Origin of the sequence: Burkholderia sp. E168m22 (assembly GCF_001319805.1) — a bacterium.
Classification (GTDB): domain Bacteria; phylum Pseudomonadota; class Gammaproteobacteria; order Burkholderiales; family Burkholderiaceae; genus Burkholderia; species Burkholderia orbicola.
Genome location: NZ_BBSK01000062.1, coordinates 40056 through 53661, shown reverse-complemented (window position 1 = coordinate 53661; position 13606 = coordinate 40056). Strand labels below are relative to the sequence as shown.

At 68.9% G+C, this 13606-nt stretch carries 14 protein-coding genes and 1 riboswitch; of the genes, 4 read left to right on the top strand and 10 right to left on the bottom strand.

All coding sequences use genetic code 11. From position 1 onward, the window contains the following. Positions 1-48 precede the first annotated feature (48 nt). The 10 genes from AP428_RS15225 to AP428_RS15180 form a co-directional block, all read right to left on the bottom strand. A complete protein-coding gene (locus AP428_RS15225) occupies positions 49-324 on the bottom strand; it encodes a lipid asymmetry maintenance protein MlaB (RefSeq protein WP_054928296.1) in 276 nt (91 codons plus the stop codon). Continuing rightward, positions 321-950, bottom strand: coding sequence for a phospholipid-binding protein MlaC (locus AP428_RS15220; RefSeq protein ID WP_027809257.1), 630 nt, complete (start codon positions 948-950; stop codon positions 321-323). Before AP428_RS15220 ends, AP428_RS15225 begins: the two co-directional genes overlap by 4 nt. A gap of 111 nt (positions 951-1061) precedes the next feature. After that, on the bottom strand, positions 1062-2024 hold the full coding sequence (locus AP428_RS15215) for a VacJ family lipoprotein (RefSeq protein WP_011546612.1): 963 nt from the start codon (positions 2022-2024) through the stop codon (positions 1062-1064). Positions 2025-2055: 31 nt separating this feature from the next. Further along, the gene (gene mlaD / locus AP428_RS15210) at positions 2056-2625 is read right to left on the bottom strand and encodes an outer membrane lipid asymmetry maintenance protein MlaD (protein WP_006477136.1); all 570 of its coding nucleotides are present in this window, start codon (positions 2623-2625) and stop codon (positions 2056-2058) included. Positions 2626-2649: 24 nt separating this feature from the next. Further along, on the bottom strand, positions 2650-3417 hold the full coding sequence (mlaE, locus tag AP428_RS15205) for a lipid asymmetry maintenance ABC transporter permease subunit MlaE (RefSeq protein WP_054928295.1): 768 nt from the start codon (positions 3415-3417) through the stop codon (positions 2650-2652). Then, on the bottom strand, positions 3414-4235 hold the full coding sequence (locus tag AP428_RS15200) for an ABC transporter ATP-binding protein (RefSeq protein ID WP_006477138.1): 822 nt from the start codon (positions 4233-4235) through the stop codon (positions 3414-3416). The genes mlaE and AP428_RS15200 overlap by 4 nt, the downstream gene beginning before the upstream one ends. Positions 4236-4319: 84 nt before the next feature. Continuing rightward, complete coding sequence (gene thiE / locus AP428_RS34355) at positions 4320-5447, bottom strand: thiamine phosphate synthase (RefSeq protein WP_063934016.1); 1128 nt, start codon at positions 5445-5447, stop codon at positions 4320-4322. Next, on the bottom strand, positions 5444-6259 hold the full coding sequence (locus AP428_RS15190) for a thiazole synthase (RefSeq protein ID WP_054928294.1): 816 nt from the start codon (positions 6257-6259) through the stop codon (positions 5444-5446). Before AP428_RS15190 ends, thiE begins: the two co-directional genes overlap by 4 nt. A 38-nt stretch (positions 6260-6297) precedes the next feature. Next, complete coding sequence (gene thiS, locus AP428_RS15185; RefSeq protein ID WP_027809254.1) at positions 6298-6495, bottom strand: sulfur carrier protein ThiS; 198 nt, start codon at positions 6493-6495, stop codon at positions 6298-6300. Positions 6496-6527: 32 nt separating this feature from the next. Next, positions 6528-7664: an FAD-dependent oxidoreductase gene (locus AP428_RS15180; RefSeq protein WP_054928293.1), complete on the bottom strand. Its 1137-nt coding sequence runs from the start codon at positions 7662-7664 to the stop codon at positions 6528-6530. Between the two features lie 225 nt (positions 7665-7889). Further along, positions 7890-8013, bottom strand: a riboswitch (TPP riboswitch). A 270-nt stretch (positions 8014-8283) separates the two neighbouring features. Between AP428_RS15180 and AP428_RS15175 the strand changes: the two genes are divergently transcribed. The 4 genes from AP428_RS15175 to AP428_RS15160 all read left to right on the top strand — a co-directional run bounded on the left by AP428_RS15175 (position 8284) and on the right by AP428_RS15160 (position 13544). Next, positions 8284-10053 carry an ABC transporter ATP-binding protein/permease gene (locus AP428_RS15175; protein WP_027809252.1) on the top strand — a complete coding sequence of 590 codons (1770 nt, stop codon included), beginning with the start codon at positions 8284-8286 and terminating at the stop codon, positions 10051-10053. Continuing rightward, positions 10050-10826 (top strand): SDR family NAD(P)-dependent oxidoreductase, encoded by a 777-nt coding sequence (locus AP428_RS15170; RefSeq protein ID WP_054928292.1) that lies wholly within the window; start codon positions 10050-10052, stop codon positions 10824-10826. The genes AP428_RS15175 and AP428_RS15170 overlap by 4 nt, the downstream gene beginning before the upstream one ends. A 128-nt stretch (positions 10827-10954) precedes the next feature. Beyond that, positions 10955-12217 (top strand): MFS transporter, encoded by a 1263-nt coding sequence (locus AP428_RS15165; RefSeq protein ID WP_054928291.1) that lies wholly within the window; start codon positions 10955-10957, stop codon positions 12215-12217. A 25-nt stretch (positions 12218-12242) separates the two neighbouring features. Beyond that, on the top strand, positions 12243-13544 hold the full coding sequence (locus AP428_RS15160) for a D-amino acid dehydrogenase (RefSeq protein ID WP_011546619.1): 1302 nt from the start codon (positions 12243-12245) through the stop codon (positions 13542-13544). Positions 13545-13606 lie beyond the last annotated feature (62 nt).

Genomic DNA, 13606 nt, shown 5'->3' with positions numbered 1-13606 from the left:
TGAAGCGTGCGCGCGCCGGCTGGCGCGGCAGGCTTCGGTCGGACAGGGTCAATGTCGCCCGGTGCCTTCGATGAGTGCGTCGACGCCGTAGGCGCGCGCGAGGCTGGCGAGCTTCGGAGGGAGATTGAGGATGTCGAGGGCTGTGCCGCGCACTTTGGCGGCACGTTGCCATGCGAGCAGCACGGCGAGCGCGGACGAGTCGAACTGCGTCAGCGCCGCGCAATCGACGGCGGTCGCGCCGGCGCCGATGCGCGCAAGACCGTCCGCGAGTGCGGACTTCGCGCTCGCGACGGTCAGCGAGGAGCCGGCTTCGAAGCCGCTCACGACGCCTGCTTGCCCGCGGCAAGTTCCTGGTTGCGCTGCGTCAGGAACTTGATCAGGCCGTCCACGCCGCTTTGCTGGATCTTCTCGTTGAACTGCTGCTGGTACGTCTGGATCAGCCATGCGCCGAGCACGTTCAGGTCATACACCTTCCAGCCGTTCGCCGTCTTGTACAGGCGGTAGTCGATCTGGACCGGCTGACCGTTGTTCAGCGCGACCGTCTTCACGACGACGTCGGTATCGGCCGGATCGGCGCGGAACGGCGGGTACTGGATCTGCTGGTCCGGCTTCAACTGCGCGAGCGCGCCCGAATACGTGCGGATCAGCAGCAGCTTGAACTGCTCCTGAACCTGCTGCTGCTGCTCGGCCGTCGCCGTGCGCCAGTTGCGGCCCATCGCGAGCTGCGTGGTGCGGCGGAAATCGGTGTACGGCAGGATGTCCTTGTTGACGATCGAGATGATGCGGTTGGTGTCGCCCTGCTTGATCGTCTGCTGCTTGACTTCGTCGAGCACCTGCTGGGTCGCCGTCTTGATCAGCGCTTGCGGGTTCGACTGGTCGACTTGCGCGTGAGCTGCGCTGCCGAACGAGAACAGCGCCGCGAAAACGGGGATCAGGAACAGTTTTTTCATCATAGTGGCCTGCATGAATGAGTCGATGCGAAGGTTGGAGCAGGTAGCTTACGCGCAAGTTCGCCTACACTACCGACTGAATCGTTTCCGGCTGTAACGAATGTAAGTCCGTCAGTGCAGCCGGATGCTCGGGAACCGGAACCCGCCCGGCGACGGCGGCGCCACCTGCATCGCCGGCACGTTCGTTTCGCTGGCCGGGTTCGGCGCTTCGGCCGTGCCCGAGGCCGGCGCAGCCACCGCCGCGCCCGATGCGGGCGCCGGCGCCGCGCCGCCCACCGCTGCCGCGCCCGCCGTTCCGGCCGCGCCGGCTGCCGCCGGTGCCGCGCCGTCTTCCGGCAGATCGTACTTCGGCAGCGCGTCGTTGCTCGACGTCGCGGCGGCCTCGCCGCGCGCGTTGCTGATCAGCATCTGGCGACGCTGCAGGTACGCGTTGCGCACGAACGAATACTTGTCGAGCGCCGCGGCATCCAGCACGTCGCCTGCGCCGAGCAGGTTCGCGCGCGTGTTGACCAGGTTCACGCCGAACAGGCCCCAGCTCAGGCCGTCCGGCTTCACGTAGGTGAGCGGGTTGCCGACGTAGTCGACGCCGAGGCCGGCCGTGTCGCGCAGCGTGCTCGGGCCGAGCAGCGGCAGCACGAGATACGGGCCCGACGGCACGCCGTAGCGGCCCATCGTGATCCCGAAGTCGGCCGTATGCTTCGGCAGCTTCGCGATCGTCGCGACGTCGAACAAGCCGCCGACGCCGAACACCGTGTTGATCACGACGCGCATGATGTCGCCGACGCCGTCCGCGATCCGCAGCTGCACGATGTTGTTCGCCGCGATGTAGACGTCGCCGATGTTCGAGAAGAAGTTTGTCACGCTGTCGCGCACCGGCTGCGGCACCACGTACTGGTAACCCTTCGCGACCGGCTTCAGCGCGTACGTATCGACCGTGTCGTTGAACTTGTACATCGACCGGTTGAAGCCTTCGAGCGGATCGCCCTTGGTCGGCGTCTGCACGGTCGCGCAGCCGCTCAACGCGGCGACTGCCGCCATCGCCAGCGCGGCGTGCCTGATGCGGATCGTGTGCATGGTCATTACCCTCTTGTTTTCTCTCGTGTGGTTATTGAGCCGCCGAGCCGGACGCGCCGGACACCGCCGACGCCGGTACCGCCACCGGTGCCGGCGCGGCCGGAACGGCCGACGCCCCCGCTGCCGGCTTCGCGCCGCCCGCATCCGCGGCCTTGCTGTACAGGAACTGGCCGATCAGGTTCTCGAGCACGATCGCCGACTGCGTCATCGTGATCGTATCGCCGGACTTCAGCATTTCGGTGTCGCCGCCCGGATCGAGGCCGATATATTGCTCGCCGAGCAGGCCCGACGTCAGGATCTTCGCCGACGAATCCTTCGGGAACGGGTACTGGCCGTCGACGTCGATCGTGACGACCGCCTGGTACGTGTTCGGGTCGAAGCCGATCGACTTCACGCGGCCGACCACGACGCCCGCGCTCTTCACGGCCGCACGCGGCTTCAGCCCGCCGATATTGTCGAATTTCATTCGCACCGAGTAGGTCGGCTGAAACGACAGCGAGCTCATGTTGCCGACCTTCAGCGCCAGGAACAGCACCGCAAGGAAGCCCACCACCACGAACAGGCCGACCCAGAAGTCGAGAGCAGTCTTTTTCATCGTCATTCCAAAATTTGGCTTGGCTGAGGCTTAGCTGAACATCAGCGCAGTCAGCAGGAAATCGAGGCCGAGTACGGCGAGCGACGCGAACACAACCGTCTTGGTGGTCGCGCGCGACACGCCTTCGGGCGTGGGCTTCGCTTCATACCCCTGGTACAGCGCAATGAAGGTCACGGCGAAGCCGAACACGATGCTCTTGATCACGCCGTTGCCGACGTCGGCCCAGACCTGGACCCCGCCCTGCATCTGCGACCAGAACGCGCCCAGATCGACGCCGATCAGCACGACGCCGACGAAGTAACCGCCGAGCACGCCGACCGCGTTGAAGATCGCGGCCAGGAGCGGCATCGCGATGATGCCCGCCCACATGCGCGGCGCGATCACGTTCTTGATCGGGTCGACCGCCATCATCTCGAGCGCGGTGAGCTGCTCGCCGGCCTTCATCAGGCCGATCTCGGCCGTGAGCGACGTGCCCGCGCGGCCCGCGAACAGCAGCGCGGTGACGACCGGCCCCAGCTCGCGCACGAGCGACAGCGCGACCAGCAGGCCGAGCGCCTGCTCGGAACCATAGCGATTCAGCGTGTAATAGCCCTGCAGGCCGAGCACGAAGCCGACGAACAGCCCCGACACGGCAATGATCACGAACGAATAGTTGCCGAGGAAATGGATCTGCTTCGTGACCAGCCGCGGCCGGCGCAGCAGCGGAAAGAATTCCAGCACGAGGCGCACGAACAGGCGCGTGCCGTAGCCCGCGCGCTCGAGGCCGCCGATGACGTAACGTCCGATCGCGCTGATCATGCGCGCCCTCCGCCGAGCCCGAAATCCGCTGCGAGCGGCGGGCTCGTGTAATGAAATTTGAACGGGCCGTCCGGCGCGCCGTCGATGAACTGCCGCACGCTCGGATCGGTCGACGCGCGCAGCTCGTCGGGCGTGCCCTGCGCGAGCACGCCGCCATTGGCCAGAAAATACACGTAGTCGGCGATCGCGAACGATTCCGGCACGTCGTGCGTGACGAGGATCGACGTCGCGCCGAGCGCCTGGTTCAGCGTGCGGATCAGGTTCGCGGTGATGCCGAGCGAGATCGGATCGAGGCCCGCGAACGGCTCGTCGTACATGATGAGCTGCGGATCGAGCGCGATCGCACGCGCCAGCGCGATGCGGCGCGCCATCCCGCCCGATACTTCGGACGGCATCAGGTCGCGCGCGCCGCGCAGCCCGACCGCGTTGAGCTTCATCAGCACGAGGTCGCGGATCAGGTCTTCGGGCAGGTCGGTATGCTCGCGCAGCGCGAACGCGACGTTCTCGAACACCGACATGTCGGTAAACAGCGCGCCGAACTGGAACAGCATGCCCATCTTGCGGCGCAGCGCGTACAGGCCGTCGCGCGTTTGCGCGCCGACATCGGCGCCATCGAACAGCACCTGGCCGCGGCGCGCACGCACGAGGCCGCCGATCAGGCGCAGCACGGTGGTCTTGCCGCAACCCGAGCCGCCCATGACCGCGACGACCTGCCCGCGCCCGAAGCGCAGGTTCAGGTTGGACAGGACGAGGCGGTCGCCGTAGCCAAAGTCGACGTCGCGAAGTTCCAGCAGGGTCTCGGTAGGAGTGGGGCTCACGGAGCTGACAGTCCTTTTACGCAGAACGCCGAATTATAGGGCCTGCATTGGAATGATGTCGTGACGCCGTTCCGGGCCCTGCGGTCAATGATTGTCAAATTGTCCGGTAAAGCACTGCTGCAGTGCAATAAGCGCCGTCCGATAGTCGGCCGCGCCCGTGACCGCGCTGACCACCGCGACGCTGCCCACGCCCGTCGCCAGCACCGCCGGCAGCGTGTCGAGCCCCACCCCGCCGATCGCGACGAGCGGCGCGCGCGCGCCGGCGAAGCGCGCGTAGCGGGCAATCCGCACGAGCCCCTGTGGCGGCGCGGCAACGGCCTTGGTGGCGGTCGCGTACACGGGGCCGAGCGCGAGGTAGCTCGGCCGCTCGTGCAGCGCCCGCAACATCTCGTAATAGCCGTGACTCGAAAGTCCGAGCCGCAGGCCCGCGCGCGCGATCGCGGCCAGATCGGCCGTTTCGAGGTCCTCCTGACCGAGATGTACGCCGTACGCACCTGCTTCTGCGGCGATCTCCCAGTGATCGTTGATGAACACACGCGCATCGGGATAGCGGCGTCCGGCCGCGACCGCACGCGCGATTTCTTGACGCAGTGTGTCCGGCGGCGCGTCTTTCACGCGCAATTGGACGGTTCGCGCGCCGCCGTCGAGCACGCGCTCGACCCATTCGGCGCTCGGCACGACCGGATAAAGGCCGAGCCGCGCGGGGCACGGCGCGAACGCCGGTTCCGGCGCGGGCGGCAGCCCGGCCACCCGCGGGAATCGCGCGGCATCGACCGGCCATGCGTCGGCGGCGCGCGTCTCGTCGCCGTCGCGCCACGCCAGCGCGAGCACCAGCGCGTCGACCGGCGCGAAGCCGCAATCGAGGAACGCGGCGAGCGCGGCGATCCAGTCGTCCGCGAGCGGATGCGCGGCGTCGAGCGCGTAACGCACGCCCGCCGCATGCAGCACGGCGCCCTGCTCGTCGAATTCGATCGCCACCGCATCGGGCGACGCAGGCCGCGACACGGCCGATGCGCGCGCCTGCGCGGCACGGTCGCCTGCCGACACGATCAGCACGTCGCCGTCGGCCGGCACGTCGGGCGCCGCCACGCAGAGCCGCCACGGCGCCGCGCCGTCGGGCCAGTCGCCGAGCCGCGCGCGAATCCGCTCGGCCGCTTCGGCCAGCTCGTCGGCCGGCGGCCAGAACGCATCGGCGAAGCGCGCCGCGCTCATGCGCCGCCTCCGTCCTGGTGCCAGAACGGCATCCCGACCACCGGCGTACTCGCATGCGCGGTGTCGCGCGCGTCCATCGGACCGGCGAGATACGCGGCGCGGCCGGCCTCGACGCCCTGCGCGAACGCCTTTGCCATGATTTCCGGGTGCGTGGCCTGCGACACCGCCGTATTCAGCAGCACGCCGTCGAAGCCCCACTCCATCACCTGGCACGCATGCGACGGCACGCCGAGCCCCGCGTCGACGATCAGCGGCACGTCCGGCAGCCGTTCGCGCAGCACGCGCAGCCCGTACGGATTCACGACGCCCTTGCCGGTGCCGATCGGCGCGCCCCACGGCATCAGCGCCTCGCAGCCGGCGTCGAGCAGGCGCCGGCCGATCACGAGATCCTCGGTGCAATACGGCAGCACCTTGAAGCCGTCCTTGACCAGCTGCGCGGCGGCTTCGATCAGCCCGACCGGGTCAGGCTGCAGCGTGTAGTCGTCGCCGATCAGTTCGAGCTTGATCCAGTCGGTGTCGAAGACCTCGCGCGCCATGTGCGCGGTCGTCACGGCTTCGGCGACGGTCTGGCAACCGGCCGTATTCGGCAGCAGCGGCACCGCGTGGCGCTTAAGCAGGTCGAAGAAGCCGGCTTCGGCCGTGCCGCCCGTCATCTGCCGGCGCAGCGCGACCGTCACCATCCCGGGGCGCGACGCGGCAATCGAATCGGACAGCGATTGCAGCGACGGATAGCGTGACGTGCCGAGCAGCACGCGGCTTGCGAAGGTTTCGCCGTACAGCGTCAGCGCGTCGGCGGAGGGGTGGGACGTCATGTCGTTTTCCTGGAAGAGCGGGGACGAACCGGCGGCGCTCAGCCGCCCGCGACGGGGTGCACGACGTCGAGCCGGTCGCCCGCCGCGAGCGCGCGCGCCGCATGCTGCGTGCGCGCGACGAAGTTACCGTTCAGCGCCACCGCGTACGGCGGACGCGCGCCATACGCGGCCAGCGCGTCGGCCACGGTCGCGTCATCGGGCAACGTCAGGGTCTGTTGATTGATCTGGATATCCATGAGGCTCGGTCGGATTCGGTCGGCTACGCGCGTCAGGCCGGCTGGCGCGCGTCGTTGCGGTGATGAAGCAGCGTCGGCCAGCGGGCGGCGTCGCGCCATGCGGCGAACGCGTCGGCATCGCCGAATGCGCCGCCGAGCGCGGCCTGCGCGAACACGACGGCCGCCTGCGCGACTTCCGGCGCGATCATGAAGCCGTGCCGGTACAGACCGTTGACCGCGAGCGTCGACGCGCCGTCCCAGATCACCGCCGGACGATGATCGGGCAGCGTCGGCCGGCACTGCGCGTTGAGTTCGAGGATGCGCGCCTCGCCGAACGCCGGATGCACGGAGAACGCCGCGCTCAGCAGTTCGAGCGCGGAGCGCACGCTGACGGGCGACATGTCCTCGCCCTCCACCTCGGTCGCGCCGATCACATAGAGATCGTCCTGTTTCGGCGCGATATACAGCGGGTAGCGCGGATGCAGCAGCCGCACGGGCCGGGTGAGCCCGATACCGGGCGCATGCACGCGCGCGACTTCGCCGCGGATGCCGCGCAGCGCGGGCAGCGCGGATTTCGCGCCGAGCCCGCGGCAATCGATCGTGAAATGCGCGGCCGGCAGATTCGCGTCGTCGACCGCCGCGTGCCAGTGCCGCGCGACGCCTCGTTCGGCCAGGCCCGCCGCGAGCGCGCGCAGCGCCTGGCGGTTGTCGAGCTGCCCTTCGCGCGGCAGCATCAGCCCGCGCGCGAAGCGGCCCGCGAGCACGGGTTCTGCGGCGTCGACCTGCGCACCGGCGAGCGTCACGAAGCCGCCGTCGAGCAGCTCGGCCGGCGCGTTCGCGCGCACGCGCCGCTCGAACAGCGGCGCCTCCGCGCGATCCGCGTGATGCCAGACGACGAGCGTGCCGTGCTGCTGGAAGAAGACGGGTTCGGGCAGTTCCGCGAGCCACTGCGGCCAACGCGCGAGCGACGCGGCGCCCAGCTCGGTGATCAGCAGTTCCGCGCTGGCCGCTTCCGCGAGCGGCGCGAGCATCGCGGCCGCGACCCACGCGGCCGACTGCTCGCCGTCCGGGCCGCCGCGCTCGTAGAGCGCGACGCGATGCCCGTCGCCCGCGAGCCGCCACGCGATCAGGCGGCCGACGAGGCCGCCGCCGAGCACCGCGAAATCGGGTCGTGTATCCCGGACGTTCATCGCGCGCCCTCCGCGCGGTCACGCGCGACGAATGTCGACGCACACGCGCCGCCGCCTGCGAACGCACGCGACGTCGGGGCGGAAGCCCTGCAAAAGACTGAAGATTGTGCGGCCATCATTCCTTCCGTAACGCGCAATGCGCGTACCCAAAAGGACGAAACCGGCAGCAAAGGCCGGCCGGGCGGGACTCGGGCGCTGACCATGTGGGATGGCGGCCAGCGCGGCCCGGCGGGATCAGAAACTTCCCTCGCCGGTATTACCCGGATCGGGTGCGAAGGGTCTTTCTCAGCCTCGCCGCGCTGCCCGGAACATCTGCCGGCCGCGCCACGAAGCACCCCTGTTTCGTCGTCGGCCATTAGACCATAAAAGCGGAAAGCGCCGCAAACTGTCCCCCTAGCGGCAAATTCGCCGGCGTGCCGCGCCGCTCTGGCACAATGCCCGCAGGCCGGCCGCGCAAGCGGCCGGTTGCCGCGTCACCGCCGGTTTTTAAGTGCCGTTTAAGACGCACGGGCGACCATCCGGACGCCCGCCGTCAGTCGGCGCCGCGCCCCGGCATGCCGTATCGCGGCGCGCGCCCGGTTTCGCCCGGCCCGCGCGCCGGCTCATCATCAGGAAGCACATGACCCAATCGATCGATCCCGTCCGCTCCGCCTCCGACGCGCCGCAGGACGAGCGCCCGGTATCCGCATGGAGCCTCATCAAGCCCTACTGGGTATCGTCCGAATGGAAAATCGCGTGGGGCCTGCTGGTCACGATCATCGCGATCAACCTCTGCGTGGTCTGGATCAACGTCCGGCTGAACAAGTGGAACGCGCAGTTCTACAACGCGCTGCAGTCGAAGGATGTCCACGACTTCCCGAACCTGCTGATGCAGTTCTCCGCGCTCGCCTTCGCGTTCATCATCCTCGCCGTGTACGGCCGCTACCTGCGCCAGATGCTCGGCTTTCGCTGGCGCCAGTGGCTCACCGACCGCTTCCTCGGTCAGTGGCTCGGCGATCGCGCGTTCTACCGGATCGAACGTGACCGTCTCGCCGACAACCCCGACCAGCGGATCACCGACGACCTCCAGTCGTTCGCGACCACGACGCTCGCGCTGTCGCTCGACCTGCTGTCGACGGTCGTCACGCTCGTGTCGTTCATCACGATCCTGTGGTCGCTCGCCGGCGCGCTGACGTTCACGCTCGGCGCGACGCCGATCGCGATTCCCGGCTACATGGTGTGGGCGGCCGCGCTGTACGCGGTGGTCGGCTCGCTGATCATCCAGAAGGTCGGCCATCCGCTCGTGTCGATCAACTACCAGCAGCAGCGCGTCGAGGCCGATTTCCGCTTCGGCTTGATCCGCGTGCGCGAGAACGCCGAGCAGATCGCGTTCTACGACGGCGAGAAGACCGAGGCCGGCAACGCGCAGACCCTCTTCACGCGCATCCGCGACAACTGGTGGCGCGTGATGAAGTACACGAAGCGGCTCACGTTCGTGCTGAGCTTCTACGGGCAGATCGCGATCATCTTCCCGCTCGTCGTCGCGGCGCCGCGCTACTTTGCCGGTGCGTTCTCGTTCGGCGTGCTGATGCAGATCTCGTCCGCGTTCGGCACCGTCAGCGACTCGTTCTCGTGGTTCATCAACAGCTACTCGACCCTCGTCGAATGGCGCGCCACCGTCAACCGTCTGCGCGAATTCAAGCGTGTGATGGGCACGTCGCACCTGAAGGAAAGCCTGTCGCCCGCGACCGAGCACGGCGGCATCAACCTGCACTACATCGACGCCGCGAAGCTGTCGACGTCGTCGCTCAAGCTCGCGCTGCCGAACGGCAACGCGCTCGCGAACATCGGCGACGTCACGATCGAGCCCGGCTCGCGCTGGCTCGTGATCGGCAAGTCGGGTTCCGGCAAGAGCACGTTCATGCGCGCGCTCGCGGGCCTCTGGCCGTTCGGCGACGGCGCGATCGACGCGCCGGTCGGCGCGCGGATGATGTTCGTGCCGCAAACCAGCTATTTGCCGATCGGCACGCTGAAGGCCGCGCTCACCTACCCGGCGACGCCCGACACCTTCAGCGACGAAGCGTGCCGCGATGCGCTGCGCGCGTGCCGCCTCGAGGATTACGTCGAGCGCCTCGACGAAACCGCGCACTGGACCCGCGTGCTGTCGCCGGGCGAACAGCAACGCCTGGCCGGCGCGCGCGTGCTGCTGCACAAGCCCGACTTCCTGTTCCTCGACGAAGCCACCAGCGCGCTCGACGCCGACAACGAAGCCCGCCTCTATCACCTGTTCGCCGAACGGCTGCCGAAGGCCGCGATCGTCAGCATCGCGCACCGCGAGTCGCTGGCCGCGTTCCACGTCGGCACGATCAACGTCGAGCGCGTGAGCAGCGACGACAAGGTCGCCGCGTGAACGCACGCGCCGCGCACCTCGAACGCATCGCGCTGATCACCGGCGCAGGCTCGGGGATCGGCGCGGCGCTCGCGCGGCGGCTCGCGGCGCCCGGCGTCGCGCTGGCGCTGCATGCGCGCGGCGCGGACGAGGCGGCACGATCGCGGCTCGCCGACGTCGCCCATGCGTGCACGACGGCCGGCGCCGAGTGCATCACGCTGACCGGCGATCTCGGCGAACCGGGTATCGCCGCCGCACTGGTCGATAGCACCGCGACGCGCTTCGGCGGGCTCGACCAGCTCGTCGCGAACGCCGGCTTCGCCGCGCGGCAATCCTTTTCCGAGCTCTCCGCGAACGCACTCGCGTCCGCCTTCGCGACGATGCCCGGGGCGTTCTCCGCGCTCGCGGGCCGCGCGCGGCCGCTGCTCGAAACGTCGGCCACGCCGCGGATCGTCGCGGTCAGTTCGTTCGTCGCGCACCGCTACCGCGCCGATGCACCGTTCGCGACGACCGCCGCCGCGAAGGCCGCGCTCGAATCGCTGGTGCGTAGCGCGGCCGCCGAATTCGCCGCGCACGGCATCACCGTCAATGCGGTCGCGCCGGGCTTCACGCGCAAGGACCACGGGCCGAGCGCCGGCAACGCCGCCGCGTGGGCGCAGGCCGAACAGGCGACGCCGCTCGGCCGCATCGCGGAACCCGACGACGTCGCCGCGCTGATCGCGTTCCTGCTGTCGGACGCGGCACGGCAGATCACCGGCCAGGTCATCCACGTCGACGGCGGCCTGACGCTCTGACGCGTCCTCCCTCCTGCCTGCTTTTCAGCACGAACCTGCATCCGCCTTTTTGGCATGCCGGAGCGCGCCCGTAAAATAACCGCGACGCGGTAGCGCGGGACGAGACAAGACGAGAGGGGGCGGCAAGCATGCAGGCATTCCAGTGGTTCAACGAATTGTCGACGCGCGAGCGCCGGACGCTGTACGCCGGATTCGGCGGCTATGCGGTCGATGCGTTCGACTTCATGATCTATTCGTTCCTGATCCCGACGCTGATCGCCACCTGGGGCATGACGAAGAGCGAGGCCGGGATGATCGCGACCAGTTCGCTGATCTCGTCGGCGATCGGCGGCTGGGTCGCCGGCATCCTCGCCGACCGCTATGGCCGCGTGCGCGTGTTGCAGTGGACGATCGCGACGTTCGCGCTGTTCACGTGCCTGTCCGGCTTCACGCATTCGTTCTGGCAGCTCCTTGCGACGCGCACGCTGCAGGGTTTCGGCTTCGGCGGCGAATGGTCGGTCGTGACGATCATGATGGCCGAGACGATCCGCTCGCCCGAGCATCGCGCGAAGGCCGTCGGCACCGTGCAGAGCAGCTGGTCGTTCGGCTGGGGCGCGGCCGCGATCCTCTACTGGGCGTTCTTCGCGCTGCTGCCGGAGCAGGTCGCGTGGCGCGCGTGCTTCTGGATCGGCATCGTGCCCGCCCTGTGGATTCTCTATATCCGCCGCAACGTCAGCGATCCGGACATCTATACGGCCACGCGCCGCGCCCGCGACGAAGGCCGCGTGTCGGGCCACTTCCTCGAGATCTTCTCGCCGCCGCACCTGCGCGCGACGCTGTTCGGCAGCGCGCTGTGCACCGGCATGCTCGGCGGCTACTACGCGATCACGACGTGGCTGCCCACCTATCTCAAGACTGTGCGCCACCTGTCGGTGTTCAACACGAGCGGCTATCTGGTCGTGCTGATCGTCGGCTCGTTCGTCGGCTACGTGGTCGGCGCGATCCTGTCCGACCGGCTCGGCCGCCGCGCGTCCTTCATCCTGTTCGCGGTCGGCTCGTTCTCGCTTGGCATGGCGTACACGATGCTGCCTATCACCGATACCGCGATGCTGCTGCTCGGCTTTCCGCTCGGCATCGTCGTGCAGGGCATCTTCGCGGGCGTCGGCGCGTATCTGTCGGAGCTGTATCCGGGCGCGATCCGCGGCTCGGGCCAGGGCTTCTGCTACAACCTCGGCCGCGGGCTCGGTTCGTTCTTTCCGATCCTCGTCGGCGCGCTGTCGCAATCGATGTCGCTCGTGAAGGCGATCGGCCTCGTCGCGGGCGGCGGCTATCTGCTGGTGATCGTCGCGGCGCTCGTGCTGCCGGAAACGCGTGGCAAGTCGCTCGCGGACGATCCGGCCGTCGCGTCGTGAGCCACCGCTTCGTACCAGATACCCCATGCACGTGATCGTTCTCGGCGCCGGCGTGATCGGCGTCACCACCGCCTGGCACCTGCGCGAAGCAGGCTGCGACGTCACCGTGATCGAACGCGAGGCCGATGTCGCGCAGGCGACGAGCCTCGGCAACGCAGGCGTGATCGCGCCGGGCTACGTGACGCCGTGGGCCGCGCCCGGGATGCCCGGCAAGATCCTCAAATACCTGTTCAAGCCCGCGTCGCCGCTGATCTTCCGGCCGACGCTCGACGCCGCGCAGTGGCGCTGGATCGCGCGCTGGCTGCGCGAATGCGAATTCGAGCGGTTTCGCGTGAACAAGCAGCGGATGCAGCGCATCGCGTATTACAGCCGCGCGTGCCTGCATGCGTTTCGCGAGCGTTATTCCTTCGACTACGGCGCGAGCCGCGGCTATCTGCAACTGCTGCGCGGCGCGTTCGACGTCGACATGGTGCAGCCCGCGCTGAAGGTGCTGCGCGATGCCGGCATCGCGTTTCGCGAACTCGACGCGGCCGGCTGCACCGCGATCGAACCGGGCCTGCGCTGGGCGCGGCAGGCGCCCGTCGGCGGCATCTACCTGCCCGACGACGAAGCCGGCGACTGCGCGCGCTTCACCCGCGAACTGCGGGCACTGTGCGAAGCGAACGGCGTGGCATTCCGCTTCAACACCGAACTGCGCGCACTCGATGTCGCGGGCGGAAAAGCGCGCGGCGTCCACGTCGTCGCCGTGGGCGGAAACCACGAAGGCAACGGTAGCGGCGGCGCGCGACACGGCACGACACTCGCCGCCGACGCGATCGTCGTCGCGCTCGGCGTCGACAGCGCCGGCCTGTTGCGACCGTACGGCATCGACGTGCCGCTGTATCCGGTGAAAGGCTACTCGGCCACGCTCGCGGTCGTCGACGACGAAAAGGCGCCCTGCGCCGCGCTGATGGACGAATCGCTGAAGACCGCGATCACGCGCTTCGGCCCGACGCTGCGCGTCGCCGGCACCGCGGAGCTCGGCAATCGCCACGCGGCGTTGCGGCAACAGGCGCTCGACACGCTGATGAAGGTGCTCGACGACTGGTTCCCGCACGCGGCCGATCGCACGTCGGCGCGCTTCTGGGTCGGCCGCCGGCCGATGACGCCAGACGGGCCGCCGCTGCTCGGCGCGAGCGGGATCGACGGCCTCTGGCTCAACGTCGGCCACGGCTCGACGGGCTGGGCGATGTCGATGGGTTCGGGAAAGGTGGTCGCGGATCTCGTCACCGGACGCACGCCGGAGATCGATCTGGCGGGGCTGACGCTCGCGCGGTACGGCAGGTAGGCATGTTCGCGCCAATCACGACGAGCGACGCCGCCATGCGGGCGGGAAGGCACGTTGCACTA

Bases quoted from the DNA above. Each gene is read 5' to 3' on its own strand.
- AP428_RS15220 (WP_027809257.1), bottom strand. From the start codon at position 950: ATGAAAAAACTGTTCCTGATCCCCGTTTTCGCGGCGCTGTTCTCGTTC.
- AP428_RS15215 (WP_011546612.1), bottom strand. From the start codon at position 2,024: ATGCACACGATCCGCATCAGGCACGCCGCGCTGGCGATGGCGGCAGTC.
- mlaD (WP_006477136.1), bottom strand. From the start codon at position 2,625: ATGACGATGAAAAAGACTGCTCTCGACTTCTGGGTCGGCCTGTTCGTG.
- mlaE (WP_054928295.1), bottom strand. From the start codon at position 3,417: ATGATCAGCGCGATCGGACGTTACGTCATCGGCGGCCTCGAGCGCGCG.
- thiE (WP_063934016.1), bottom strand. From the start codon at position 5,447: ATGAGCGCGGCGCGCTTCGCCGATGCGTTCTGGCCGCCGGCCGACGAG.
- AP428_RS15190 (WP_054928294.1), bottom strand. From the start codon at position 6,259: ATGACGTCCCACCCCTCCGCCGACGCGCTGACGCTGTACGGCGAAACC.
- thiS (WP_027809254.1), bottom strand. From the start codon at position 6,495: ATGGATATCCAGATCAATCAACAGACCCTGACGTTGCCCGATGACGCG.
- AP428_RS15180 (WP_054928293.1), bottom strand. From the start codon at position 7,664: ATGAACGTCCGGGATACACGACCCGATTTCGCGGTGCTCGGCGGCGGC.
- AP428_RS15175 (WP_027809252.1), top strand. From the start codon at position 8,284: ATGACCCAATCGATCGATCCCGTCCGCTCCGCCTCCGACGCGCCGCAG.
- AP428_RS15165 (WP_054928291.1), top strand. From the start codon at position 10,955: ATGCAGGCATTCCAGTGGTTCAACGAATTGTCGACGCGCGAGCGCCGG.
- AP428_RS15160 (WP_011546619.1), top strand. From the start codon at position 12,243: ATGCACGTGATCGTTCTCGGCGCCGGCGTGATCGGCGTCACCACCGCC.